Here is a 23,559-nt window from a genome sequence, read left to right as displayed (position 1 = left end):
CCGGAGATGTGGGGTTCCAGGGCGCCGTAGTCGTAATCGAGGTCGGGCAGGGTGTATTCAGCCACCGGGTTTCCTTTCGTTGTGGGTACCTCGGCCAAGGTAGAACCTGAAGCGGCCTTGAGGTCAACCGTCGGCTGCGTCACCATGGGTGCCATGACCGGCCCGAGGTGGAGTGCCTTCAAGGGCGCGGTGAACCGGGCCACCGCAAGTCGGACCGTCGAGTCGATCGCCCGCATCGGATACCCCGTGAGCGGGATGCTGCACCTGTTGATCGCCTACATCATCGCGCGCATCGCATTCGGGTTCCGGGGAGAAGCCGACCAGACCGGGGCATTGGCGGTGCTCGCCGGACAGCGCGGCGGGTCGATGTCGTTATGGGTGGTGGCATTCGGTCTGTTCGCATTGGCGATGTGGCGATTGGCCGAGGTGGTGCTCGGGCTGCATCCGGGTGAGAGCGCCACCGCGGACAAGCGGGATACGCCGTTGGTCAACCGGCTCAAGGCGCTCGGACTGGCAGTCGTCTACCTGGCGCTGGCCTTCGCGGCGGTGCAGTTCGCGATCGGCGTGGGCAGGCAGGGCAGTGAGCGGGCGGCCGGGCTGAGCGCGCGGCTGATGCAGACCGGTGGTGGCAAGGCCGTTCTGGTCGCCGTCGGGTTGGCGATCGCGGCGTTCGGCGGCTACTTCATCTACAAAGGCGCGTCGAGGAAATTCCTCGGCGACCTCACGGTGCGGGGTGGACAGCTGATGACCGTGCTGGGTTTGGTCGGTCATGTCGCCGAAGGTCTGGTGTTGTCAGCGGCGGGGATCTCGGTGATCGCGGCATCGTTTCTGCATGATCCGGCGCGGGCGACCGGACTGGATGCAGCGGTACGGGCGCTGGGGCAGACGGAATACGGCCAGGTGACCTTGCTGGCCGCGGCGGTGGGCTTTGCCGCCTACGGGTTGTACAGCATTGCGCTGACGCGGTATTCGCGGATGTGAGCGGTGGCCGCGGGCCCGTACCTCGACCCGGGTTCACAAGAACACCCTGAGTAGAACCATTGCGTGCGCAATGGGGCGCCCTCGATAATCACCGCCATGAGCCACGCCGAGCCACACAAGACCGACTCCACCCCGGCCCTGTCCGGGATCGCGCCGCAGCTGGAGGAGTTGGCCGCGCGCCTGGGCGTCAAGTCGGTGCTGGTGATGCGCTCGGATCCGGACTCGATGGTGGTCGCGGCCACCGCCGGAGAGGCGACCAAGCATTACACCGTGGGTGCGGCGGGTAAGAAGGCCGGCGCCGATGACAGCCGGACCCCGCTGTACTGCGAGCGGGTGGTGGATACCGATGAGGCGCTCTTCGTTGAGGATTCGCGTGTTGACGCCATCTTTGCCGGTAACGAGGACGAGACCGAATTCGGATTGCACAACTATCTCGGTGTTGCCGTGCACGATGCCGATGGGCGAGTGGTCGGCACGGTCTGCGTACTGGACGACACGGCGCGGGAGTACACCGCCGATGAGCGTGCTGAGCTGGACCGGGTGCGCGCCGAGGTCGAGAAGGTGGTGGCCACCGACCGCGACGCGCTGGGATGAATCCTGCTGTGGATGAATCGGTGATTGTGGATAAGTAGGTCGGCGTCGGTCTTTCGTGGCGGTGGGTGTCTGTGGCCGGGTGCAGGGTCGGGGCATGGAAACCTGGACCCGCGCCGAGATCGGGGCTTTGGGCGAGCAGATCGCGGCGGATCATCTGAGCTCGCTCGGTTTGACGGTGCTGGAGCGTAATTGGCGGTGCCGATACGGCGAGTTGGATGTGATCGCGTTCGATCCGGTGTTTCGGGTCGTGGTGTTCGTGGAGGTGAAGGCGCGCACCAGCGATCGGTTCGGCGGTATCGCGTATGCCGTCACCCCCGAGAAGGTGCGCCGGTTGCGGCGGTTGGCGGGGCTGTGGCTGGCGGCGCATCCCGACGGCTATGCCGGGCTGCGCCTCGATGTGATCGGAATCCGATTCGGGCGCAGCCGGGAGCCGGAGCTGCGTCATCTCGAGGCGGTCGGCTGATGGCGTTGGGACGGGCGTTCGCGGTGGCCATCCGCGGGCTGGACGGCATCACGGTGGAGATCGAGGCCGATATCACCAGCGGTCTTCCGGGGGTGTTCCTGGTGGGGTTGCCCGATACCGCGTTGCAGGAGGCACGGAACCGGGTGCGGGCGGCGATCACCAACTGCGATAACAGCTGGCCCGACACCCGGTTGACGTTGGCGCTGTCGCCGGCGACGTTGCCCAAGGGCGGCTCGGCCTATGACTTGGCGTTGGCCTCGGCGGTGATGTCGGCGCAGCTCAAGCAGCAGTGGCCGGCGTTGGAGAAGACGGTGCTGCTGGGCGAGTTGGCGCTCGATGGCCGGGTGCGGCCGGTCAACGGTGTGTTGCCCGCGGTGTTGGCGGCCAAGCGCGATGGTTGGCCCGCGGTGGTGGTGCCGGTCGGGAATCTGGCCGAGGCCAGCCTGGTCGACGGGATCGAGGTGTGGGGCGTGCAGAGTCTGCGGCAGTTGCACGCCTGGTTCAAGGGCGCGGGGCGGTTGACCGGTCGGATCGAGGATGTGGAGACGCCGTCGGCGCCGCCGTGCCCGGACCTGGCCGATCTTATCGGGCAGACCGAGGCGCGGATGGCCGTCGAGATCGCGGCGGCGGGGGCGCATCATCTGTTGTTCACCGGGCCGCCCGGTATCGGGAAAACGATGCTGGCGCAACGGTTACCGGGTCTGCTTCCGGTATTGACCGATGAGGAGTCCATCGAGGTCACGGCTATTCACTCGATCGCGGGCACATTGTCGCCGGACACCCCGCTGATCACCAGGGCGCCGTTCATCGCGCCGCACCACTCCTCGACCGTGGCGGCGATGGTCGGCGGTGGTACGGGACTCGCGCGCCCGGGCGCGGTCAGCCGGGCTCATCGCGGTGTGCTCTTCCTCGACGAGTGCGCCGAGATCGCCACCAGTGTGTTGGAAGCACTGCGAACTCCTCTGGAGGACGGCGAGATCCGACTGGCCCGTCGCGACGGCGTGGCCCGGTACCCGGCGCGGTTCCAACTGGTGATGGCGGCCAACCCGTGCCCGTGCGCACCCACGAATCCGGCCGATTGCCTGTGCAATCCGGGGGCCAAGCGGCGATATCTGGGCAAGCTGTCGGGCCCGCTGATGGACCGCGTCGATCTCAAGGTCGAGATGCACGCGATTCGCTCGGGCGCGTTCACCCACGATATGGCGGAACCGACCGCGGCGGTGCGCGACCGGGTCGCGATGGCCCGCGCCACAGCGGCCGATCGGTGGCAACGATTGGGTGTGCGGACCAATGCCGAGGTACCGGGAACGGCCTTGCGCACCACCTTCCGGCCCGGCAAGGCCACGATGGCAGTGCTGCGGGCGGCGGTGGACCGCGGAAAGCTCAATCTGCGCGGTGCCGATCGCACGCTGCGGATCGCCTGGTCGATCGCCGATCTTGCCGGCGCGCAATCACCGACTCCCGAGCACGTGGCCACCGCGTTGAGCTTCCGCCAAGGGGGTGCGCGATGACCGACGATGTGCGGCGCGCCTGGGCGTACCTGTCGCGGGTCGCCGAGCCGCCCAACCACGAACTCGCGAAACTTGTTGCCACCCATGGTCCCGTCGAGGCCGCCGCGATCATCCGGGCCGGGGCCGAACCGGACGAGTTGCGTAACGCGGTATCCGCGCGCCGGGATATCGACCGTGCCGCAGTGGATCTGGAGATGCTCGATCGGCGCGGCGGCCGGCTGATCACCATCGATGATCCGCAGTGGCCGCACCTGGCGTTCGGGGTGTTCGGCTCGTCGAAGGTCACCGACCGCGAATCGGGCCGGTCACCGCTGGTGTTGTGGGCGCTGGGACCCGCGGCGCTCGATGATGTGGCGGCACGGTCGGCGGCCATCGTGGGAACCCGGGCGTGTACGTCATACGGTGAGCACATGGCGGCCGATCTGGCCGCCGGTCTGGCCGAGCGTGATGTGGCCGTGGTGTCCGGCGGTGCGTACGGCATCGACGGTGCTGCGCACCGCTCGGTGCTGGGGGTCGAGGGCATCACCGTGGCGGTACTGGCCTGCGGCGTCGACGTGTCCTACCCCGCTGGGCATTCCGGAATGCTGCATCGGATCGCGACGAGTGGTCTGGTGCTCAGCGAGTACGCGCCGGGGGAGCGGCCCACCCGGTACCGGTTCCTGACCCGAAACCGGTTGGTGGCCGCGCTCGGCGGGGCGACCGTGGTGGTCGAGGCGGGTGTGCGCAGTGGCGCGGCGAACACCGCCGCCTGGGCCAGGGCGATGGGCAGGACCGTGTGCGCGGTGCCCGGACCGGTCACCTCGGCCGCTTCGGCGGGGTGTCATGTGCTGATCAGGAACGGGACGGCGGATTTGGTCGGCCGGGCCGAGGAGATCGTCGAAATCGTGGGCAGGATAGGCGAACTCGCCGATGATCCCGAGCATCCGCAGATGCCCCTCGACGGATTGTCCAGAGAGGAGATGCTGGTGTACGAGGCGTTGCCCGCGCGCGGGTTGCGCAGCGTCGAGCAGATCGCTGTCGACGCGGGTGTGCCGCCCGAACTCGTGCTGGGACCGCTGGCGCTGCTGGAGATCGCCGGCCGGGTTGAGCGTCGCGACGGGCGGTGGCGGATCACCTGCGATTGACGCGGAGCCCACCACGACCCACGCGTGCCTCGTAGAGTGGTGAACGGATCAGCTAACGATATTGCGAGGTAGTGCCATGGCAGGACGCCCTATTCATACGTTCGAAGTGATCAGCAAGCTGCAGCTGACACCGCACATGATTCGCCTGGTGCTCGGCGGTGTCGGGTTCGACACCTTCAAGCCCGGCGGGTTCACCGACTCCTACGTCAAGATCGTCATCGTCCCGGCCGATGTCGACGTCGTGGCACTGCCGCACCCACTGACCCTCGACAGCTTCAACGAACTGCCCGAGTCCAAGCGCCCGACGGTGCGCACCTACACGGTGCGCAGCATCGACGATGCCACACGTCAGATCGCCATCGACTTCGTCGTCCACGGCGAACTGGGGGTGGCCGGTCCGTGGGCGGCGGCAGCGGAACCGGGCCAGCCGGTGTACCTGATGGGGCCCAGCGGCGCCTACGCACCCGACCCGGCAGCCGACTGGCATCTGCTCGCCGGTGACGAATCGGCGATACCCGCCATCAGCGCGGCGCTGGAAGCGCTGCCGCCCAACGCAATCGGCCAGGCCTTCATCGAGGTCAGCGGTCCCGACGATGTGATCGAATTCGTCAGCCCGGAGGGCGTCGACGTGCACTGGATCTACCGCGGCGGCCGCGCGGACCTCGTCAGCGAGGCACAGGCAGGCGACCACGCCCCGCTGATCGCCGCGGTGAAGGAGGCCAAGTGGCTGCCCGGACAGGTCCAGGTCTTCGTCCACGGCGAGGCGCAGGCGGTGATGCACAATCTGCGTCCCTACCTGCGCAAGGAACGCGGTGTCGAGGCCAAGTGGGCGTCCATCTCGGGCTACTGGCGCCGCGGCCGCACCGAAGAAACTTTCCGCGAATGGAAGTCGGAGCTAGCCAAAGCCGAGGCGGGCCAGACAGACTGACCCCATGGCATACGGCGACTACCAGCTGGAGATCTATCTACAAGGGCTGGCGGGGGTGCTGCCGTCGTATCCGATTCTGTTCGCCGAACTGGAGCAGCGAGCCGAATATGCGTTGTCGCCGTCGGTGTGGTCCTACGTGGCCGGCGGGGCGGGGGATGAGCGCACCCAGCGAGTGAACGTCACCGCCTTCGAGCACTGGGGGCTGATCCCGCGGATGGGGGTCGGGGCCACCGAACGACACCTCGAGATCGAGTTGTTCGGGCTGACACTGCCGTCCCCGATATTCATGGCGCCCATCGGCGTCACCGGCATCTGCAGCCAGGACGGTCATGGTGACCTCGCCGTCGCCCGGGCCGCCGCGCGCACGGGGGTGCCGATGACGGTCTCGACCCTGACGGCCGACCCGCTGGAGGATGTCGCCGCCGAGTTCGGCGACACCCCCGGTTTCTTCCAGCTCTACACCCCCAAGGATCGGGAGCTGGCCGCAAGCCTGGTCTCGCGGGCCGAGAAGGCCGGCTACAAGGCCATCATCGTCACCCTCGACACCTGGGTGCCGGGCTGGCGCCCGCGCGACCTGAGCACCTCCAACTTCCCGCAGCTACGCGGCAAGTGCCTGTCCAACTACATGAGTGACCCGGTCTTCCGGGCCGGTCTGGCCCAGTCGCCCGAAGAGAATCCGCAGGCCGCGATCCTGAAGTGGGTCAGCACCTTCGGCCAACCCGTGACCTGGGATGACCTGCGCTGGTTGCGGGCCCAGACGGAACTTCCGCTGATCGTCAAGGGCATCCAGCACCCCGACGATGTCCGGCACTCCATCGACGTCGGTATGGACGGCATCTACTGCTCCAACCACGGCGGCAGGCAGGCCAACGGCGGGTTGCCGGCCCTTGACTGCCTGCCCGAGGTGATCGAGGCCGCCGATGGCGTACCGGTGCTCTTCGATTCCGGCGTCCGCAGCGGTACCGACATCGTCAAGGCGCTGGCATTGGGTGCCTCCGCCGTCGGCGTCGGACGGCCCTACGTCTACGGGCTCGCGCTCGGCGGCACCGACGGCGTGGTCCACGTGCTGCGGTCGCTGCTGGCCGAGACCGACCTGACGATGGCCATCGACGGCTATCGCAGCCTGGCCGATCTCACCCCGGACACGTTGCGGCGCGTCCACTAGACACGTTCGGGAATTCTGCGACCGTGAAGCGGTGACCGAACCGTCGATCGAGACCCTGCTCGAGGAATTCGACGAGTATCTCGAGCTGAACCGCGGCCGATCGGCACATACCCGCCGGGCCTACCTGTCGGACCTGCGTTCGCTGTTCGAATTCACCGGCGGCGGGCTGAGCACCCTGACCCTGCCCCGGCTGCGGTCCTGGCTGGCCGCGCAGGCCGGTGCCGGAGCGGCGCGCAGCACCCTGGCCCGGCGTACTTCCGCGGTGAAGACCTTCACCGGCTGGGCATTGCACCGCGGGTTGCTCGGCACCGACCCGGCCGCACGGTTGCAGACACCGAAATCGCACCGCGTGCTGCCCGCCGTGTTACGCCAGGACCAGGCCCTCGATGCCATGGAAGCGCTCAGCATCGGTGCGCAGCAACATGATCCGCTGGCCTTGCGGGACAGGGTGATCGTTGAGTTGCTGTATGCGACCGGGATCCGGGTCAGCGAGCTGTGCGGGCTGGACGTCGACGATATCGACACCGCGCGCCGGTTGTTGCGGGTCCTGGGCAAGGGCAACAAGGAGCGCACCGTGCCCTACGGCGAACCCGCCGAGGATGCGCTGACGGCCTGGCTGCAGACCGGTCGACCCGCGCTGGCCACCGCGCACTCGGGTCCGGCGCTGTTGTTGGGCGCCCGCGGCGGCCGGCTGGACCAGCGGCAGGCGCGCACCGTCGTGCACCAGACCATGGCCGCCGTCGACGGGGCGCCCGACCTGGGTCCGCACGGCCTGCGGCACAGCGCGGCCACCCATCTACTCGAAGGCGGCGCAGACCTTCGTGTGGTGCAGGAACTGCTCGGCCATTCGACATTGGCGACCACCCAGCTCTATACGCACGTCAGCGTGGCCAGGCTGCGCTCGGTGCACGATCAGGCGCACCCGCGGGCTTGAACACGATTTCGGCGCGCTCGCGCTCGGTGAGCGAGCGTCAGCGCGCCGAAATCGGCTTGAGCACGATCGGCGTCCCGGCCAGCAGGCCCAGCGGATCGATGTAATCCGCCCGTGCGGCCGGACCCCACATGGCCCCCCAGTGCAGGCAGGCCGACACCGGGCAGCCGGGATGACCGGCGCGCAGCGTGCCCAATGCGGTCCCGGCCGACACGTGCTGCCCGGGGCGCACCGCGGCCTCGACGGGTTCGTAGCTGGTCCGCAATCCGCCGGGATGCTGCACCGATACCAACGGCCGGCCGGCCAGCACCGCGGCGAACACGACCACACCCTCGCCCGCCGCGTACACGGTCTGCCCGTCGGCACCGCCCAGGTCGACCCCCCGATGACCGGGCCGCCAATTCGGCTGCGGGGCGTCGAAACCCCGGGTGACGGCGGGGGCGGGCCGCAACGGCCAGGACAGCCGCGCCGCCTCGGCCGACACCGGTGCCGCGACGGCCAGCGCCGCGGCGACGATGGTCACCGCCCATCTCATCTGCCCAGTTCAGCGCGCTATCGTCGGAATCGGAACCCCACACCGGCCGACTGTGGATGAACGGGCGTTTGTGGAAAACGCGCGTGGTAAAAGCACAGGTTCGCACGGTGTAAACTTCTTCCCGCAGCTCACATCCGTGGGCTGACTTCGCGCGTCTGCACCGCAACCCGCACAAACAGGTTGCTCAGCATGCCGGGCGGTCCCGACCGGGAAACCGGACGGGTCCGGCAGCGGCAGGCGCCAGGGCCGGGCATCAACCGATGTCGGGCGTCAACCGAACACCTAGTGAGGCACAACCATGGCCGTCGTGACCATGAAGCAGCTGCTCGACAGCGGCACCCATTTCGGACACCAGACCCGGCGCTGGAACCCCAAGATGAAGCGGTTCATCTTCACCGACCGCAACGGCATCTACATCATCGACCTGCAGCAGACGCTGACCTACATCGACTCGGCTTACGAGTTCGTCAAGGAAACCGTCGCCCACGGCGGCAGCATCATGTTCGTCGGCACCAAGAAGCAGGCGCAGGAATCGATCGCCGAAGAGGCGACCCGCGTGGGGATGCCCTACGTGAACCAGCGCTGGCTCGGCGGCATGCTCACCAACTTCCAGACCGTGCACAAGCGCCTTCAGCGGATGAAGGAGCTGGAGGCCATGGAGCAGACCGGTGGCTTCGAGGGTCGCACCAAGAAGGAAATCCTCATGCTCACGCGTGAGAAGAACAAGCTGGAGCGCTCGCTCGGCGGTATCCGCGACATGGCCAAGGTTCCCTCGGCCGTCTGGGTCGTCGACACCAATAAGGAGCACCTGGCCGTTGCCGAGGCTCGCAAGCTGAACATCCCGGTCATCGCGATCCTGGACACCAACTGCGATCCCGACGTGGTCGACTACCCGATCCCGGGTAACGACGACGCCATCCGGTCGGCCGCACTGCTCACCAAGGTGATCGCCTCCGCGGTCGCCGAGGGTCTGCAGGCCCGCTCGGGTGCCGGTAAGGCCGAGGCAGGCCAGGACGCCGCCGCCGAGCCGCTCGCCGAGTGGGAGCAGGAGCTGCTGGCCGGTGCCGCAGAGGGCGCTCCCGCCGCCGAGACCACCACTGACGCTTCCTAAATCTTTTCAGGAGAAGGCTTTATGGCTAACTACACCGCTGCCGATGTCAAGCGCCTGCGGGAGCTGACCGGCGCCGGAATGATGGACTGTAAGAACGCGCTGGCCGAATCGGACGGCGATTTCGACAAGGCCGTCGAGCTGCTGCGCATCAAGGGCGCCAAGGATGTCGGCAAGCGCGCCGAGCGTGCGACCGCCGAAGGTCTGGTGGCCGCCAAGGACGGCGTGCTGATCGAGCTCAACTCGGAGACCGACTTCGTCGCCAAGAACGCCGAGTTCCAGGGTCTGGCCGACACGATCGTGGCCGCCGCACTGGAGGCGAAGGCCGGCGATGTCGAGGCGCTCAATGCCGCCAAGGTGGGCGACTCGACGGTCGAGCAGGCCGTTGCCGACCTGTCGGCCAAGATCGGCGAGAAGCTGGTCCTGCGCCGCGCCGCGTACTTCGACGGTCAGGTGGAGACCTACCTGCACAAGCGCGCCGCGGATCTGCCGCCGGCCGTGGGTGTGCTGGTGGAGTACCAAGCCGGCGATGCCGAAAAGGGTAAAGCCGCGGCGCACACCGTGGCCCTGCAGATCGCGGCGCTGAAGGCCAAGTACCTCACCCGTGAGGACGTGCCGGAGGACATCGTCGCCAACGAGCGTCGTATCGCCGAGGAGACCGCCAAGGCCGAGGGCAAGCCCGAGCAGGCGCTGCCCAAGATCGTTGAGGGTCGCGTGACCGGCTTCTACAAGGACGTCGTGCTGTTGGATCAGCCGTCGGTGTCCGACAACAAGAAGACCGTCAAGGCGCTCCTCGACGAGGCAGGCGTGACCGTGACCCGGTTCGTCCGCTTCGAGGTCGGCCAGAACTAACACGTTTCGTCTCGCCAGAACCCCGCGTCACCTCGGTGGCGCGGGGTTCTCTGCTTTGGCACAGCGCCGTGGTACGGACTGGTACCGTCGGTCGAATGGCCCGCATTCACGCTTTCGGCGATGACGCTCTCGGTGACCACGACGCGGTCGGATTGGCGGACGCGTTGCGCGCCGGTGCGGTATCGCGCGCCGAGGTCATCGAGGCAGCCATCGCCCGCGCCGAAACGGTCGACCCGGCGCTGAACGGATTGGCCTACCGCGCCTATGACCGGGCGCGCGCATCCGCCGCACGGGGCGGCTTCTTCGCCGGAGTGCCCACCTTCGTCAAGGACAACGCCGACGTGGCCGGTATGCCCACGATGGATGGCACCGACGCCTGGACGCCGCGGCCCGCACCCGCCGACGGTGATTTCGCGCGCGCCTATCTGGGTACCGGACTGGTCGCACTGGGCAAGACGCAGCTCTCGGAGTTCGGGTTCAGCGCCTCGGCCGAGCATCCGCGCCTCGGTGCGGTGCGCAACCCGTGGGACACCGACCACACCGCGGGCGCGTCGTCATCGGGATCCGGTGCGTTCGTCGCCGCCGGCGTGGTCCCGATCGCCCATGCCAACGACGGTGGCGGTTCGATCCGGATCCCGGCCGCGTGCAACGGACTGGTCGGCCTGAAGCCGACAAGGGGTCGACTGCCGCTGGACCGGCAGATGCGCCAGATGCCGCTGCGCATCGTCGCCAACGGTGTGGTGACGCGGTCGGTCCGCGACACGGCCGCGTTCTACCGGGAGATGGAGTTGCTTTACCGCAATCCCAAACTGCCTGCCATCGGTGACGTGACCGGACCGGGGCGGCGTCGCCTGCGCATCGCGGTCACCACCGAATCGATTGCGCGCGAGGCCGGCCCGCAGGTGCGTGAGGCGACGATGAAGACTGCGGCGCTGTTGGAGGGTCTCGGCCACCAGGTCACCGAGATCGCCAATCCGATCCCGTCATCGTTCATCAACGACTTCCTGCAGTACTGGTCGTTGCTTGCCTTCGCGCTCGTGCGTGGCGGTAAGCGCACCTTCGGGCCCAGCTTCGACCCGGACCGGCTGGACAACCTGACGCGGGGGCTGGAGCGGGTGGCCGCCCGCAATCTGCACCGCATGCCGCTGGTCATCGCCCGACTGTCGCGGATCCGCCGGATCACCGCGCAACTGGGGCATCGATACGATGTCCTTCTGATGCCGACGCTGGCCGATGTCACGCCGCGGATCGGGCACCTCGATCCCACCGCGGACTATCGGCAGATCATCGACCGGTTGATCGACTGGGTGGCCTTCACACCGCTACAGAACATCACCGGTGACCCGGCGATCTCCTTGCCGCTGGGCACATCTGATGACGGTTTGCCGCTCGGTGCGATGTTCTCCGCAACTCAGGGCAACGATCGCGTCCTGTTGGAGCTGGCTTTCGAGCTGGAGCAGGCCAGCCCGTTCCCGCGTATCCAGGACTGACGTTTGCGAACCTAGTTGTGCTCCGCGCCGACCGCGGCCAGGATCCGTTTCAGCGCGCTGCGGTCGGTATCGCTCAGCCGCCCGAGCACGCGGTGCTCGGCCGCGCGGATGCCCTCATCGGTGCGGGTGAGCAGCATCCGGCCCTCGCGGGTCAGCTCGGCCGGTCGGGCGCGCCCGGAGGGCACGCTGGCCGGCCGCGTCACCAGACCTCTTTCCTGCAGGGCGCGCAGCACCATGTTCGTCGCCTGCGGCGAGACCGAAAGGTCGCGCGCCAGATCGGCATTGGACCGGCCCGGCGACTTGGACAGGATGCGCATGCAGAGGTATTGCGGGAAGGCGAGATCCAACGGTTCGAGGACATTTGCGGTCACGTCGGCGCGCAACCGCATCGCAGCGCGGTGCAGCAGATAGCCCAATGGTTGGTCCGCCTGCGGAGAAGACATGTCAACCATGTTGACACATATCAACCAGGTTGATATACCGGATTCATGACGACACCCGAGCCGCAGGAAATGTTCGAACAGGCCTACCGGGGTGATGCGCCCGAGTTCCAGGGCGTCCGTCCGCCGTGGAGCATCGGTGCGCCGCAACCCGAGATCGCGGCGCTCATCGAGGCCGGCAAGGTGCACGGTGACGTCTTGGATGCGGGATGCGGTGAGGCCGCCACCGCCCTGGAACTCGCGGCCCGGGGTTTCACCACCGTCGGCCTGGATCAGTCGCCGACGGCCATCGAGCTCGCCCGCGCCGAGGCGGCCCGCCGCGGGCTGACGAATGCCAACTTCGAGGTGGCCGATATCAGCTCGTTCACCGGCTACGACGGCCGTTTCGGCACCATCATCGACTCGACGCTGTTCCACTCGATGCCGGTGGAGCTGCGCGAGGGCTACCAACGGTCCATCGTGCGGGCGGCCGCACCCGGTGCGTCCTATCACGTGCTCGTCTTCGATGCGGCAGCGCTGCCCAACGGCGGTCCCGTGAACGCCGTCACCGAGCCCGAACTGCGGGATGTGGTCGGCAGGTACTGGCAGATCGACGAGATCCGCCCTGCCCGCATCCATGCCAACTTCCCCGATGCGATCCTGGCGGCCGGACCTTTTGCGGGTAACGACATCCGCGAGGAGCCCACCGGCCTCAAATCGGTCGGTGCGTGGCTGCTGTCTGCCCATCTGGACTGACTGTCGAACCGGTCATGACGTGCCCCTGCGACCCGAGCGTCGCAGGGGCACGTTGATGAGGCAGGATTGTCTGCGAATTCTGTGTCACGGGACCGAAGGAGTCTGATGGCAGAGCCAGGCAGCGCGAGCCCCGGGGTCATCCGACCCGCCTATACGCGGGTCCTGCTCAAACTCGGCGGGGAGATGTTCGGCGGGGGACAGGTCGGGCTCGATCCCGATGTCGTCGCCCTGGTGGCCCGCCAGATCGCCGACGTGGTGCGCGCTGGAGCGCAGGTTGCCGTCGTCATCGGCGGTGGCAACTTCTTCCGGGGCGCACAGTTGCAGCAGCGCGGTATGGAACGCACCCGTAGCGACTACATGGGCATGCTCGGCACCGTCATGAACAGCCTTGCGCTGCAAGATTTCCTGCAGAAGGAAGGCATCGACACCCGGGTGCAGACCGCCATCACGATGGGTCAGGTCGCCGAACCCTACATCCCGCTGCGGGCGCGCCGACATCTGGAGAAGGGCCGGGTGGTCATCTTCGGTGCAGGCATGGGCCTGCCGTACTTCTCCACCGATACCACCGCAGCGCAGCGCGCATTGGAGATCGGCGCCGAGGTGGTGCTGATGGCCAAGGCCGTCGACGGCGTCTTCACCGCGGACCCCCGCAAGGTGCCCGATGCCGAGCTGCTGACCACCATCACCCACCGCGAGGTGATCGACCGGGGCCTGCAGGTGGCCGATTCGACCGCTTTCAGCCTTTGTATGGACAACGGCATGCCGATTCTGGTGTTCAATCTCCTCACCGATGGCAATATCGCGCGAGCGGTCGCAGGTGAGAAGATCGGAACTCTGGTCACCAGCTGAGCGCGCTTCTAAGGAGATAGACACGTGATCGACGAAACCCTCTTCGACGCCGAGGAGAAGATGGAGAAGGCGGTGTCGGTGGCTCGCGACGACCTGTCGTCGATCCGCACCGGCCGTGCCAACCCGGGCATGTTCTCCCGTCTGAACATCGACTACTACGGTTCGATGACCCCGATCACCCAGCTCTCCAGCATCAACGTGCCGGAGGCGCGGCTGGTCGTGATCAAGCCGTACGAGGCCAACCAACTCAAGGCCATCGAGGACGCGATCCGTAACTCCGACCTGGGGGTCAACCCGTCCAACGACGGCAGCGTCATCCGGATCTCGATTCCGCAGCTCACCGAGGAACGCCGTCGCGAACTGGTCAAGCAGGCCAAGAGCAAGGGCGAGGACGCCAAGGTGTCGGTGCGCAATATCCGGCGCAAGGCCATGGACGAGCTGGCCCGGATCAAGAAGGACGGCGAGGCCGGCGAGGACGAGGTCGGACGCGCCGAGAAGGACCTGGACAAGACGACCGGGCAGTACGTGACCCAGATCGACGAACTGGTCAAGCACAAAGAAGGCGAGCTGTTGGAGGTCTGATGACCTTTCAGCAGCGCACTCCCGTGGTAGACGCCGAAAAACCGAAGAAGCCCTCGCGTGCAGGTCGTGACCTGCCCGCGGCCATCGCTGTCGGCGTCGTGCTCGGCGGCATGGCCATCGGCACGTTGTTGTTCGCGCCGCTGTGGTGGCTGCCGCTGCTGGCCGTCGCCATCGCCATCGCCACCCATGAGGTGATCCGACGGCTGCGCGAGCACGGCTTCGTCCTACCGACCGTGCCGTTGCTGGTCGGCGGCCAGGCGATGATCTGGCTGACGTGGCCGTTCGGCGCCGCCGGACTGCTGGGCGCCTATGCGGGCACCGTCGTGATCTGCATGTTCTGGCGGCTGTTGGGCCAAGGGCTGAACAAGCAGCCCATCAACTATCTGCGCGATATCGCGGCGTCGGTGCTGCTGGCGACGTGGGTGCCGTTGTTCGCGGCGTTCACCGCGCTGCTGATCTTCGCCGACGACGGTGGGGAACGGGTGTTCACCATCATCGCCACCGTCGTGTTCGCCGATATCGGTGGTTACGTCGCCGGTGTGCTGTTCGGTAAACACCTGATGGCCCCGGCGATCAGCCCCAAGAAGTCCTGGGAGGGGATGGGCGGCTCGCTGGTCTTCGGCACCGCCGCCGCGATCCTTTCGGTGGCATTCCTGCTGGACCGGCCGGCCTGGATCGGTGTACCGCTGGGTGTGCTGCTGGTCATCACCGGTGTCCTGGGAGACCTGGTCGAATCTCAGGTCAAACGCGACCTCGGCATCAAGGACATGGGCACGCTGCTCCCCGGGCACGGCGGCATCATGGATCGCATCGACGCGATGCTGCCCTCGGCCGTCGTCGGCTGGATCGTGCTGACGCTGCTCGCCTGACTGTGATTTGTGGCGCCGCAGCCGCCATGGTCGCGGCGCAGACTCCACAAATCGCAGATTGGTGGCCCGGCCCCGCCGGATGAGATACTGGACCAGATCATGGCCGTTTCCCTTCCGCTGGTTTTCGACGCCCCGCGACGCGCTCTGCCGCCGCGGCATCTTGCCGACCTCGACGCCGACGGCCGGATAGCCGCCGTCACCGAGCTGGGGCTGCCGAAATTCCGGGCCAAACAGCTGGCCAACCACTATTACGGCAGGCTGAGCGCCGACCCACGGGAAATGACCGATCTGCCCGCCGCGGTGCGCGAACAGGTGGCCGAAGCGCTGTTCCCCACCCTGATCCAGCCGGCCAAGCAGATCCAGTGTGATGCCGGCGAGACCCGCAAGACGCTGTGGCGCGCGGTCGATGGCACCACCTTCGAGTCGGTGTTGATGCGTTATCCCCAGCGCAATACCGTGTGCATCTCCTCACAGGCCGGCTGTGGGATGGCGTGCCCGTTCTGTGCGACGGGTCAGGGCGGCCTGCAGCGCAATCTGTCCACCGCCGAGATCCTGGAACAGGTGCGGGCGGCATCGGCGGCAATGCGTAATGAACATGACGGCAGGCTGTCTAACATCGTCTTCATGGGGATGGGGGAGCCGCTGGCCAATTACAACCGGGTACTGGCCGCCGTGAAGCGCATCATCGCGCCGCCTCCGGAGGGCTTCGGCATCAGTGCGCGGTCGGTGACGGTGTCGACCGTCGGACTGGCACCCGCTATCCGGAAACTGGCCGACGAGAAGCTCGGCGTGACGTTGGCGGTCTCGCTGCACACCCCCGACGACGAACTGCGCGACACCCTGGTCCCGGTCAACAACCGCTGGAGTGTCGACGAGGTGCTCGACGCCGCGCGCTACTACGCCGATTCGACCGGACGCCGGGTGTCCATCGAGTACGCGCTGATCCGCGATGTGAACGATCAGCCCTGGCGCGCAGACCTTCTGGGCAAGAAGTTACACAGCAAGCTCGGCCCGCTGGTCCACGTGAACCTGATCCCGTTGAATCCCACACCAGGCAGCGAATGGGACGCGAGTCCCAAGCCGGTCGAGCGTGAATTCGTGCGACGGGTGCAGGCCAAGGGAGTGTCGTGCACCGTGCGCGATACCCGTGGCCGCGAGATCGCCGCGGCCTGCGGGCAATTGGCCGCCGAGGGCTGATCTACTTGATGCCGACGGCGTGGCGCAGCTGCGCCAGGAACTGGGCATCGTCGTCGCTGCGCACGATGTAATGCGATATCGCCACCCTGATCACCGTCGCAGCCTTCACCTCGGCGTTCGCGCCGCCGAGCAGTTTGAGCAGGCGTGCCCGCATGATCGGGATGACATAACCCAGTTGCTTGATGACAACCTCGGGTTCGATGTCCACCACCCGCACCCCGGAGTACGACTGCTGGTACTCGACGATGAAACGCAATGCGGCATCCAGCCTTTCGGTGCCGCGCAGACCGGCTGTGGCTGCGCCCATCCCGGTGTCGAACAGCTCGGATTCGTATCTTCCGAAGGCGCGCAACAGCTCTTCCTTCGACGCGAACCATCGGTACAACGTGGGCCGGGACACTCCGGCCTGCAACGCAACTTCCGACAGGCTCAGTTTGGTCTGACCGTTGCGGCCGAGCACCTCGGCCGTGGCGGCCAGGATCCGGCGCTGCGTCGAGGTGTCCTCGGCACCGTCGGGATGTGCGGTCAGGGGCTTGTTCACGCCCATGATGCTAGTAGGACCGCCGAGCGTTGATGGTCTCGAGCAGCTCCTGAACCTGCTCCGGGCGTACGGTGCCGCCGCTGAGCGATGCGAGCCGGCCGATCGGGATCGAGGAGAGCATCCGCAGCATGTCGGTACCCAGTCCCTGGCCCGAATCGTGCTCTGGCGCCGCCCCGGCCATCGCGGTCATCACCACCGGTGCGGCCGCCGGATCGGACAGCAGTTCCCCGAGCGTGGAGTCCACGGTGAACGACGTCGGCACCGCATCGCCGGAGACGCTCACCGTGGTGCTCAAGCGCACGTCACGGCTGGAGGCGCCCGCGGCCAGGGAATAGTCGCCGGCTTCGACGACCCACCGCGACGCGGTGACATCCCAATGGGCGAGTTCGGCACGTGCGACGGCGATCTCGACGGTGCGGCGGTCACCGGGCGGCAGCGTCAGCTCACCGAAACCGACCAACCATCGCGGCGGCCGAGATACCCGGGACTCGGCGCGCCCCGCGTAGATCTGCACCACCTCGCGACCCAGCCGTGATCCGGTGTTCGTCACCGTCACCCGCACCGTCCAGAGGTCGGTTCCCTCTTCGACCGTCAGGTCGTCATAGCTGAAGCTGGTATAGGACAGGCCGTGCCCGAACGGGAATGTCACCTCCAGATCGCGCGCGTCGTAGCCCCGGTACCCGACGAAAATCCGTTCCCCGTAGACGATCTTGCCGTTCTCGGCCGGGAAGTTCAGATACGCGGGGCAGTCCTGCAGGCGTACCGGCACCGTTTCGGTGAGCTTGGCCGAGGGATTGACCGCGCCGAAGAGCACATCGGCGATGGCCGCTCCGCCGCCCTGCCCCAGCAGGGCGCCGTCCAGCATCGCCGGTGCCAGGTCTGCGACCGGCTGCAGCCGCACCACACCGCCATGGCTCAGCACCGCCACCGTGCGCGGCTGGGCGCGAACGACGGCGGCCAGCAGCTGGAGTTGCTCATCGGGCAGCTCGATATCGGCACGGTCGAAACCCTCGGACTCGTCCTCGGCGGGCAGGCCCAGGAAGACCACTGCGGCGTCGGCGGCAGCCACCGCGGCAAGGGTGTCCTCGGTGATGCCGTCGGCATGGGTGACTGTGCGCGCCCGAATCTCGATCTCCTCCAGTGGAATGTCCAGCCGGGTCGGGTTCACATGGGAGCTACCCCCGCCCTGATAGCGCGGCGCCACGGCGAACGGGCCGACGACGGCGACCGAGGATGCCGGACTCAACGGCAGCACATCGTCGTCGTTCTTCAGCAGCACGATGGAGCGTGTGGCCGCGGTCCGAGCCAGGTCGTGATGCTCGTCGATATCGAAAGTCGCTGTCGCCGAATCGTGTTCGTGGGCTCTCGTGGCCAACCGTGCCACCCGCTGGGCGGCACGGGTCAGAACGTCGGGATCCAGATCGCCGGACTCCACCGCGGCGCAGGCCGCGTCGTCGGTGTTGCCGCCGGTACCCGGCATCTCCAGATCCAGCCCAGCGGCGACCGCGGCGACCCGGTCTCGCACGGCACCCCAATCGCTGACCACGACGCCGTCGAAACCCCACTCGTCGCGCAGCACGGTGCTCAGCAGCCAATCATTCTCGGCTGCGTACACGCCGTTGATGCGGTTGTAGGAACACATCACCGTCCAGGGGAGGGCACGGGTGATGACGTGTTCGAAACCGCGCAGATAGATCTCGCGCAGGGTGCGCTCGTCGACCTCGGAGCTGACACGCATCCGATCGTCCTCGGCATTGTTGGCGGCGAAATGCTTCGGTGAGGCACCTACACCGCGGCTCTGCACGCCGGACACCCACGCCGCACCCAGCACCCCGGTGAGCAACGGATCCTCCGAGAAATACTCGAAGTTGCGGCCGCACCGCGGATCTCGCTTGATGTTGATCCCGGGGCCCAACAGCACGTTCACCCCGAGTGCCCGCGCCTCGGTACCCAACGCGATGGCGACCCGGTGCACCAGCTCCGGGTCCCAGGATTGCGCCAGACCCGCTGCCGGAGGGAAACAGGTGGCCGGCTCGCTCGCGGCGATCCCGACGTGATCGGCGGCGCCGGACTGCCTGCGCACCCCGTGGGGGCCGTCGGTCAGCAGGATGGAGCGGACATCCCCGACGGCTTTGGTGGTCCAGAACGTGGCGCCACTTCCGAGGGCGGCCTGTTCGGCGGTGGACAGTGCGGTGATGTCATCGGAGCGCTCGGTCACCTGTCCCATTGTCCACAGTTCCGCGGTCCCAAGGCCCACAGCTGATCCGTCCACGGACCCCCGCGCACGAGAACGCCCCGGTAGCCAGGGCTCCGGGGCGTTCTCGTAAATGGTGTGGGCTAGCGGTACCAGCCGCGGCTGCGGGCGATCCAGTCGCGCGCCACGATGCCGAGGATCAGCACGGCGAAGAAGATGAGGAAGACGTCCTCGACGTGTCCGACATGGTTGCCATGGGTCATCACGACCAGGAAGATCGCGGCGAAGATTCCGATGATGTGCAGTACCCGGGGGTTCTCCACGGACCAGCCCCATGCCGCCGAGGGCACATCTTCGGTATCGACGCCGTTGTGACGCTCGACCTCGGTGCTGGACACGCCTTCTCCTCACGTCCGGTGGACAGTGCGCCCATTCTGGCACACCGCGACGGACGCGCCAGAACGAGGCTCGCGAGCAGGCCCGGAAACAGGCCCGGAAACAGGCCCGGAAAAAGGCGTGGAAAAGGGCCTGTAGTGGGTACGTTGCGTGCGTGACGGAACGATTGCGCAGGAAATCCGTGGAGCAGTCCATCGCCGATACCGACGAACCGGGGACCCGGCTGCGCAAGGATCTGACCTGGTGGGACCTGACGGTCTTCGGTGTGTCGGTCGTCGTGGGCGCCGGCATCTTCACCGTCACCGCCTCGACCGCGGCCAACATCACCGGCCCGGCCATCTCGCTGTCGTTCATCCTGGCCGCCGTCACCTGCGGCCTGGCCGCCCTGTGCTACGCCGAGTTCGCCTCGACGGTGCCGGTGGCCGGCAGCGCCTACACCTTCTCCTATGCCACCTTCGGCGAGTTCATCGCCTGGATCATCGGCTGGGATCTGATCCTGGAGTTTGCCGTCGGCGCCGCCGTGGTGGCCAAGGGCTGGTCGAGCTACCTGGGAACCGTTTTCGGATTCTCCGGTGGTGTCGTCGCGGTCGGGCCGCTCGACTTCGACTGGGGCGCCTTGCTGATCGTCGGCACCGTCGCGGCACTGCTGGCCCTGGGCACCAAGTTGTCGTCTCATTTCAGTCTCGTCATCACCGCGATCAAGGTGTCGGTGGTGCTACTGGTGGTGATCGTCGGCGCCTTCTACATCAAGGTGTCCAACTACACCCCGTTCATCCCGCCCACCGAATCCGGGGAGTCCGCGGGCTCCGGTGTGGACCAGTCGGTCTTCTCGCTGTTGACCGGTGCGGCGGGCAGCCACTACGGCGTCTACGGTCTGCTCGCCGGTGCGTCGATCGTGTTCTTCGCCTTCATCGGGTTCGACGTGGTCGCGACGACGGCCGAGGAGACCCGCAACCCCCAACGCGATGTCGCCAGGGGCATCCTGGCCTCGCTGGCGATCGTGACGGTCCTCTACGTGGCGGTCTCGGTGGTGCTGTCCGGGATGGCCTCCTATGTCGACATGAGGGAGGCCGGTGGAGGGCATCCCAACCTGGCGACGGCCTTCGAGCTCAACGGTGTGGATTGGGCAGCCAAGGTCATCTCGATCGGCGCGCTGGCCGGCCTGACCACCGTGGTGATGGTTCTGATGCTCGGTCTGTCGCGGGTGCTGTTCGCGATGTCCCGCGACGGCCTGCTCCCGCGCTCGCTCGCCCGCACCGGCACCAGGGGAACACCGGTCCGGATCACCGTCATCGTCGCCGTGCTGGTGGCGCTGGCCGCTTCGCTGTTCCCGGTCAATCGGCTCGAAGAGATGGTCAATGTCGGAACACTGTTCGCCTTCGTGCTGGTGTCGGCGGGTGTCATCGTGTTGCGGCGCAATCGCCCCGATCTCGAGCGTGGCTTCCGGGTGCCGTGGGTGCCGCTGCTGCCGATCGCCTCGATCGTCGCGTGCCTGTGGTTGATGCTCAATCTCACCGCGCTGACCTGGATCAGGTTCGTCGTGTGGATGGCGTTCGGTGTGCTGATCTACCTGGCGTACGGCCGCAGGCATTCGTTGCTGGGGCAGCGGTTGGCGCTGGATGGGAAGATCTGAACACCGACTCAGCCGTAGGTGAACGAATACGCCTGCAGCCCACCGTCGAGTGACACCTCGACGGTGCCGGCGCCCACGGGGTCGTCGGCGATGATCTGCCGCATGTTCGGTGGGCCGGTGACCGGCATCTCGCGGGTGACGCCGTCGCGGGTGATCCGCACGGTGCCATCACCGCCGACGACCAGATAGACGTTGCGCGCGCGATAGTTCAGCCGGATCGTCGACCCCGGCGCCTGCGCGGTGATGCCCTGATAGTCCAGCGCCCACGGCCCGCGCAGGGCGAAGCTGTCCGCGGCGAGCCGGTCCGGGAAGTCGAAGGTGTGGGTCCCCTCGTCGTACACCCCGGTGCCGCCGTAGTTGACCACCTTGCCGACGCTGAAGTATGTCTCAGGCGTGGTGGGGGCGGTTGGGGTGTCGTCCGAGCGTTCCGTCGCCGCGGGTAGGGCGCGGCCGTCGCCGTCGGAAAGGAGTTGGCGGATCAGCCTTTCGGTGGTGGCGTAGTCGCCCTCGCCGAATTTGATGTGGCGCACCACGCCGTTCTTGTCGATCAGGTAGTGGGCCGGCCAGTAGCGGTTTCGGTAGTTGGTCCAGGTCGAGAAGTTGTTGTCCATCGCCACCGGATAGGTGATGCCGAGATCGGCTGCGCCGCTGACGACATTGGCCTGTACCTTCTCGAAGGCGTACTCGGGAGTGTGGACACCGATGACCTGCAGTCCGCGATCACGGTAGGCCGCATACCAGTCGACCAGATGTGGTGCGGCCCGCTGGCAGTTGATGCACGAGTAGGCCCAGAAGTCGATCAGTACCACCTTGCCGCGCAGCGACTTCAGGTCGATCGGTGTATTGCCCGGAGTATTGAGCCATGCCGTGATGCCCTTGATATCCGGTGCGGTGCCGCAGCTTTCCAGCTCGGGCGCACCGTTGGTGCAGTTCGACAATTCGGCGTTCTGCTCGTTGACCAACCCGCCGAGGTTGAGCTTCTCGCGCAGCTGCTCCTCACCACCGACCCGGTCCTGCAGGGCTGCGGTGTAGTCGGGGATGGTGCGCTGTAGCGCCGCGGGCAGATTGAACACCAGCGCCACGGCCAACAGGATCGTGACGAGGCCCGCAGTCACGCGGATCTCACGCTGCCTGCGGCGGAATGCCGCCACCCGCTCGGTGACCCGCCGCCCGGCCAGCGCGAAGAACAGCAGCGGCAGGGCAGCGCCGATCGCGAACGACAGCGTCAATGCGATGATGTCGGCCCCGATGCTGCCCGTGGCGCCGGCGACGACGATCGCGGCCAGCACCGGACCCGCGCACGGTACGTACAGCACGCCCAGGGTGAGACCCAGTACGAAACCGCTGGTACCCGAACCGAACTGCCGCTGCGGTAGCCGTGCGAAGGGCTTCTCCAACAGCGCTTCGAATCGCGGGAAGATCAACCCCAGGCCGATCGCCACCAAGGCCGCCAGCGCCACCCAGCGGATCGTGTCCTGGGGCAGGCGCAGTAGTGCGAGCAGGGCCGAACCGACCAGTGTGACCAGGCTGAAGCTGAGCACCAGGCCGGCGATCACCAAATAGGGCCGCAGTCGCGAGGTCGGCGCCGAGCGGGCAGGTGTGTCGGTGTCCCCGCTCTGGGTGCCGGAAAAGAAGATGACCGGCAACACCGGCAGGATGCACGGCGAGATGCCGGTGATCAGGCCACCGAGGAAGCCGATCGCGATCAGAGTGGCCATATGAGTTATTCGTCACGGCAAGGCAATTGGATGGCCCGAACACACATCAGCCCGGCCGCATCGCGGCCGGGCTGATGTGGTGGAGAACAGATCACATCGGCGGCATCAGCACGGTGTCGATGAGGTAGACGGTGGCGTTGGCGGTCTGCACGCCCCCGCACACCACGTTCGCATCGTTGACCTTCAGTTCGGCGGGCATGGCCATGTTCGGCACGGTGACGTTCACGTCGGCGCCCTGCATGGTCTTGTGCATACCGACCACTTGCTCGGGGCTGGCCTGCCCCTCGACCACGTGGTAGGTCAGGATGCTGGTCAGCAGCGCTGAGTCGGTCTTGAGGCGCTCGATGGTGGCCGGATCGATCTTCGCGAACGCCTCATCGGTGGGCGCGAACACCGTCAGCGCGGGTGCGCCGTTCAGCGTGTCGACCAGATTCACGTGTGGGTTGAGCTGACCCGAGAGCGCCTGGGTGAGGGTCTTGAGCATCGGGTTGTTCGCCGCCGCGACGGCTACCGGTTCGGCGGCCATACCGGTCACCGAGGCCGGACCGACGGGGTTCTGGGCGGCGTAGGCGGCGCAGCCGGGGCCGACCGGCGCGGCCTGGGCGACGCCGGCGGAGGCGAAGATGAGGCCGGTGGCGGCCGCGGCGGTACATGCGACGCCGGCGAGCTTGCGGGTGTTCAGCGAGAGGGTCATCGATCGAATCCTTTTACTTGGTCGTGTTC

General features: G+C 67.1%; 24 protein-coding genes and 1 pseudogene. 17 read left to right on the top strand and 8 right to left on the bottom strand.

Annotated elements, in window-relative coordinates:
* Nucleotides 1-65: pseudogene (locus G154_RS26565) on the bottom strand (superoxide dismutase); the annotation flags it as partial.
* A gap of 88 nt (nucleotides 66-153) precedes the next feature.
* Between G154_RS26565 and G154_RS20400 the strand changes: the two are divergent.
* From G154_RS20400 to G154_RS20365, 8 genes are all read left to right on the top strand, one after another.
* On the top strand, nucleotides 154-981 hold the full coding sequence (locus G154_RS20400; protein ID WP_023985591.1) for a DUF1206 domain-containing protein: 828 nt from the start codon (nucleotides 154-156) through the stop codon (nucleotides 979-981).
* 96 nt (nucleotides 982-1,077) lie between these two features.
* Entirely contained in the window at nucleotides 1,078-1,575 is a 498-nt protein-coding gene (locus G154_RS20395; RefSeq protein ID WP_019511984.1) for a GAF domain-containing protein, read from the top strand.
* A 94-nt stretch (nucleotides 1,576-1,669) separates the two neighbouring features.
* On the top strand, nucleotides 1,670-2,038 hold the full coding sequence (locus G154_RS20390; protein ID WP_023985592.1) for a YraN family protein: 369 nt from the start codon (nucleotides 1,670-1,672) through the stop codon (nucleotides 2,036-2,038).
* Entirely contained in the window at nucleotides 2,038-3,549 is a 1,512-nt protein-coding gene (locus G154_RS20385; protein WP_019511986.1) for a YifB family Mg chelatase-like AAA ATPase, read from the top strand. The genes G154_RS20390 and G154_RS20385 overlap by 1 nt, the downstream gene beginning before the upstream one ends.
* Entirely contained in the window at nucleotides 3,546-4,673 is a 1,128-nt protein-coding gene (dprA, locus tag G154_RS20380) for a DNA-processing protein DprA (protein ID WP_019511987.1), read from the top strand. Before G154_RS20385 ends, dprA begins: the two co-directional genes overlap by 4 nt.
* 76 nt (nucleotides 4,674-4,749) lie before the next feature.
* A complete protein-coding gene (locus G154_RS20375; protein ID WP_023985593.1) occupies nucleotides 4,750-5,601 on the top strand; it encodes a siderophore-interacting protein in 852 nt (283 codons plus the stop codon).
* 4 nt (nucleotides 5,602-5,605) lie between these two features.
* Complete coding sequence (locus G154_RS20370) at nucleotides 5,606-6,766, top strand: lactate 2-monooxygenase (protein ID WP_019511989.1); 1,161 nt, start codon at nucleotides 5,606-5,608, stop codon at nucleotides 6,764-6,766.
* Between the two features lie 46 nt (nucleotides 6,767-6,812).
* The gene (locus tag G154_RS20365; RefSeq protein WP_023985594.1) at nucleotides 6,813-7,700 is read left to right on the top strand and encodes a tyrosine recombinase XerC; all 888 of its coding nucleotides are present in this window, start codon (nucleotides 6,813-6,815) and stop codon (nucleotides 7,698-7,700) included.
* A 37-nt stretch (nucleotides 7,701-7,737) separates the two neighbouring features.
* On the opposite strand, the gene G154_RS20360 is transcribed toward G154_RS20365, so the two are convergent.
* Nucleotides 7,738-8,232, bottom strand: a complete 495-nt coding sequence (locus G154_RS20360) for a M23 family metallopeptidase (protein ID WP_019511991.1) — start codon at nucleotides 8,230-8,232, stop codon at nucleotides 7,738-7,740.
* 298 nt (nucleotides 8,233-8,530) lie between these two features.
* Here G154_RS20360 and rpsB point away from each other — a divergent pair, with 298 nt between their 5' ends.
* From rpsB to G154_RS20345, 3 genes are all read left to right on the top strand, one after another.
* The gene (gene rpsB / locus G154_RS20355; RefSeq protein WP_036480300.1) at nucleotides 8,531-9,343 is read left to right on the top strand and encodes a 30S ribosomal protein S2; all 813 of its coding nucleotides are present in this window, start codon (nucleotides 8,531-8,533) and stop codon (nucleotides 9,341-9,343) included.
* 21 nt (nucleotides 9,344-9,364) lie between these two features.
* A complete protein-coding gene (gene tsf, locus G154_RS20350) occupies nucleotides 9,365-10,192 on the top strand; it encodes a translation elongation factor Ts (protein ID WP_019511993.1) in 828 nt (275 codons plus the stop codon).
* A gap of 95 nt (nucleotides 10,193-10,287) precedes the next feature.
* Entirely contained in the window at nucleotides 10,288-11,682 is a 1,395-nt protein-coding gene (locus G154_RS20345; protein WP_019511994.1) for an amidase, read from the top strand.
* Nucleotides 11,683-11,693: 11 nt separating this feature from the next.
* On the opposite strand, the gene G154_RS20340 is transcribed toward G154_RS20345, so the two are convergent.
* Complete coding sequence (locus G154_RS20340; protein WP_023985595.1) at nucleotides 11,694-12,134, bottom strand: MarR family winged helix-turn-helix transcriptional regulator; 441 nt, start codon at nucleotides 12,132-12,134, stop codon at nucleotides 11,694-11,696.
* Between the two features lie 36 nt (nucleotides 12,135-12,170).
* On the opposite strand from G154_RS20340, the gene G154_RS20335 reads away from it, so the two are divergent.
* The 5 genes from G154_RS20335 (at nucleotide 12,171) to rlmN (ending at nucleotide 16,354) form a co-directional block, all read left to right on the top strand.
* Complete coding sequence (locus G154_RS20335; protein WP_019511996.1) at nucleotides 12,171-12,857, top strand: class I SAM-dependent methyltransferase; 687 nt, start codon at nucleotides 12,171-12,173, stop codon at nucleotides 12,855-12,857.
* A 105-nt stretch (nucleotides 12,858-12,962) separates the two neighbouring features.
* The gene (gene pyrH / locus G154_RS20330) at nucleotides 12,963-13,706 is read left to right on the top strand and encodes a UMP kinase (RefSeq protein WP_019511997.1); all 744 of its coding nucleotides are present in this window, start codon (nucleotides 12,963-12,965) and stop codon (nucleotides 13,704-13,706) included.
* A gap of 24 nt (nucleotides 13,707-13,730) precedes the next feature.
* Nucleotides 13,731-14,288 (top strand): ribosome recycling factor, encoded by a 558-nt coding sequence (frr, locus tag G154_RS20325; protein ID WP_019511998.1) that lies wholly within the window; start codon nucleotides 13,731-13,733, stop codon nucleotides 14,286-14,288.
* A complete protein-coding gene (locus tag G154_RS20320; protein ID WP_019511999.1) occupies nucleotides 14,288-15,157 on the top strand; it encodes a phosphatidate cytidylyltransferase in 870 nt (289 codons plus the stop codon). The genes frr and G154_RS20320 overlap by 1 nt, the downstream gene beginning before the upstream one ends.
* A 99-nt stretch (nucleotides 15,158-15,256) precedes the next feature.
* Nucleotides 15,257-16,354: a 23S rRNA (adenine(2503)-C(2))-methyltransferase RlmN gene (gene rlmN, locus G154_RS20315; protein ID WP_023985596.1), complete on the top strand. Its 1,098-nt coding sequence runs from the start codon at nucleotides 15,257-15,259 to the stop codon at nucleotides 16,352-16,354.
* Nucleotide 16,355: 1 nt separating this feature from the next.
* Here the strand turns inward: rlmN and G154_RS20310 are convergent, their stop codons facing one another.
* The 3 genes from G154_RS20310 to G154_RS20300 form a co-directional block, all read right to left on the bottom strand.
* A complete protein-coding gene (locus G154_RS20310) occupies nucleotides 16,356-16,895 on the bottom strand; it encodes a TetR/AcrR family transcriptional regulator (RefSeq protein ID WP_023985597.1) in 540 nt (179 codons plus the stop codon).
* A gap of 10 nt (nucleotides 16,896-16,905) precedes the next feature.
* The gene (locus G154_RS20305) at nucleotides 16,906-19,113 is read right to left on the bottom strand and encodes a beta-glucosidase (protein ID WP_023985598.1); all 2,208 of its coding nucleotides are present in this window, start codon (nucleotides 19,111-19,113) and stop codon (nucleotides 16,906-16,908) included.
* 119 nt (nucleotides 19,114-19,232) lie between these two features.
* Nucleotides 19,233-19,487 carry a DUF2631 domain-containing protein gene (locus G154_RS20300; RefSeq protein ID WP_019512003.1) on the bottom strand — a complete coding sequence of 85 codons (255 nt, stop codon included), beginning with the start codon at nucleotides 19,485-19,487 and terminating at the stop codon, nucleotides 19,233-19,235.
* Between the two features lie 152 nt (nucleotides 19,488-19,639).
* Here G154_RS20300 and G154_RS20295 point away from each other — a divergent pair, with 152 nt between their 5' ends.
* Nucleotides 19,640-21,118 (top strand): amino acid permease, encoded by a 1,479-nt coding sequence (locus tag G154_RS20295; protein ID WP_023985599.1) that lies wholly within the window; start codon nucleotides 19,640-19,642, stop codon nucleotides 21,116-21,118.
* Between the two features lie 8 nt (nucleotides 21,119-21,126).
* Here the strand turns inward: G154_RS20295 and G154_RS20290 are convergent, their stop codons facing one another.
* Together G154_RS20290 and G154_RS20285 are read right to left on the bottom strand one after the other, a co-directional pair.
* Nucleotides 21,127-22,836, bottom strand: a complete 1,710-nt coding sequence (locus tag G154_RS20290) for a cytochrome c biogenesis protein DipZ (RefSeq protein WP_019512005.1) — start codon at nucleotides 22,834-22,836, stop codon at nucleotides 21,127-21,129.
* A gap of 91 nt (nucleotides 22,837-22,927) precedes the next feature.
* Nucleotides 22,928-23,530 (bottom strand): fasciclin domain-containing protein, encoded by a 603-nt coding sequence (locus G154_RS20285; RefSeq protein ID WP_019512006.1) that lies wholly within the window; start codon nucleotides 23,528-23,530, stop codon nucleotides 22,928-22,930.
* Nucleotides 23,531-23,559 lie beyond the last annotated feature (29 nt).

The organism is Mycobacterium sp. VKM Ac-1816D, assembly GCF_000416385.1.
Taxonomy (GTDB): Bacteria; Actinomycetota; Actinomycetes; order Mycobacteriales; family Mycobacteriaceae; genus Mycobacterium; species Mycobacterium neoaurum_A.
The sequence above is the reverse complement of the archived record's forward strand: the minus strand, read 5'-3'. Positions and strand labels throughout refer to the sequence as shown.

What these genes read in the sequence shown, in the direction of transcription:
- G154_RS20400 (WP_023985591.1), top strand. Translation starts at nt 154, where the DNA reads ATGACCGGCCCGAGGTGGAGTGCCTTCAAGGGCGCGGTGAACCGGGCC.
- G154_RS20395 (WP_019511984.1), top strand. Translation starts at nt 1,078, where the DNA reads ATGAGCCACGCCGAGCCACACAAGACCGACTCCACCCCGGCCCTGTCC.
- G154_RS20390 (WP_023985592.1), top strand. Translation starts at nt 1,670, where the DNA reads ATGGAAACCTGGACCCGCGCCGAGATCGGGGCTTTGGGCGAGCAGATC.
- G154_RS20385 (WP_019511986.1), top strand. Translation starts at nt 2,038, where the DNA reads ATGGCGTTGGGACGGGCGTTCGCGGTGGCCATCCGCGGGCTGGACGGC.
- dprA (WP_019511987.1), top strand. Translation starts at nt 3,546, where the DNA reads ATGACCGACGATGTGCGGCGCGCCTGGGCGTACCTGTCGCGGGTCGCC.
- G154_RS20375 (WP_023985593.1), top strand. Translation starts at nt 4,750, where the DNA reads ATGGCAGGACGCCCTATTCATACGTTCGAAGTGATCAGCAAGCTGCAG.
- G154_RS20370 (WP_019511989.1), top strand. Translation starts at nt 5,606, where the DNA reads ATGGCATACGGCGACTACCAGCTGGAGATCTATCTACAAGGGCTGGCG.
- G154_RS20360 (WP_019511991.1), bottom strand. Translation starts at nt 8,232, where the DNA reads ATGAGATGGGCGGTGACCATCGTCGCCGCGGCGCTGGCCGTCGCGGCA.
- rpsB (WP_036480300.1), top strand. Translation starts at nt 8,531, where the DNA reads ATGGCCGTCGTGACCATGAAGCAGCTGCTCGACAGCGGCACCCATTTC.
- tsf (WP_019511993.1), top strand. Translation starts at nt 9,365, where the DNA reads ATGGCTAACTACACCGCTGCCGATGTCAAGCGCCTGCGGGAGCTGACC.
- G154_RS20345 (WP_019511994.1), top strand. Translation starts at nt 10,288, where the DNA reads ATGGCCCGCATTCACGCTTTCGGCGATGACGCTCTCGGTGACCACGAC.
- G154_RS20340 (WP_023985595.1), bottom strand. Translation starts at nt 12,134, where the DNA reads ATGGTTGACATGTCTTCTCCGCAGGCGGACCAACCATTGGGCTATCTG.
- G154_RS20335 (WP_019511996.1), top strand. Translation starts at nt 12,171, where the DNA reads ATGACGACACCCGAGCCGCAGGAAATGTTCGAACAGGCCTACCGGGGT.
- pyrH (WP_019511997.1), top strand. Translation starts at nt 12,963, where the DNA reads ATGGCAGAGCCAGGCAGCGCGAGCCCCGGGGTCATCCGACCCGCCTAT.
- G154_RS20320 (WP_019511999.1), top strand. Translation starts at nt 14,288, where the DNA reads ATGACCTTTCAGCAGCGCACTCCCGTGGTAGACGCCGAAAAACCGAAG.
- rlmN (WP_023985596.1), top strand. Translation starts at nt 15,257, where the DNA reads ATGGCCGTTTCCCTTCCGCTGGTTTTCGACGCCCCGCGACGCGCTCTG.
- G154_RS20290 (WP_019512005.1), bottom strand. Translation starts at nt 22,836, where the DNA reads ATGGCCACTCTGATCGCGATCGGCTTCCTCGGTGGCCTGATCACCGGC.
- G154_RS20285 (WP_019512006.1), bottom strand. Translation starts at nt 23,530, where the DNA reads ATGACCCTCTCGCTGAACACCCGCAAGCTCGCCGGCGTCGCATGTACC.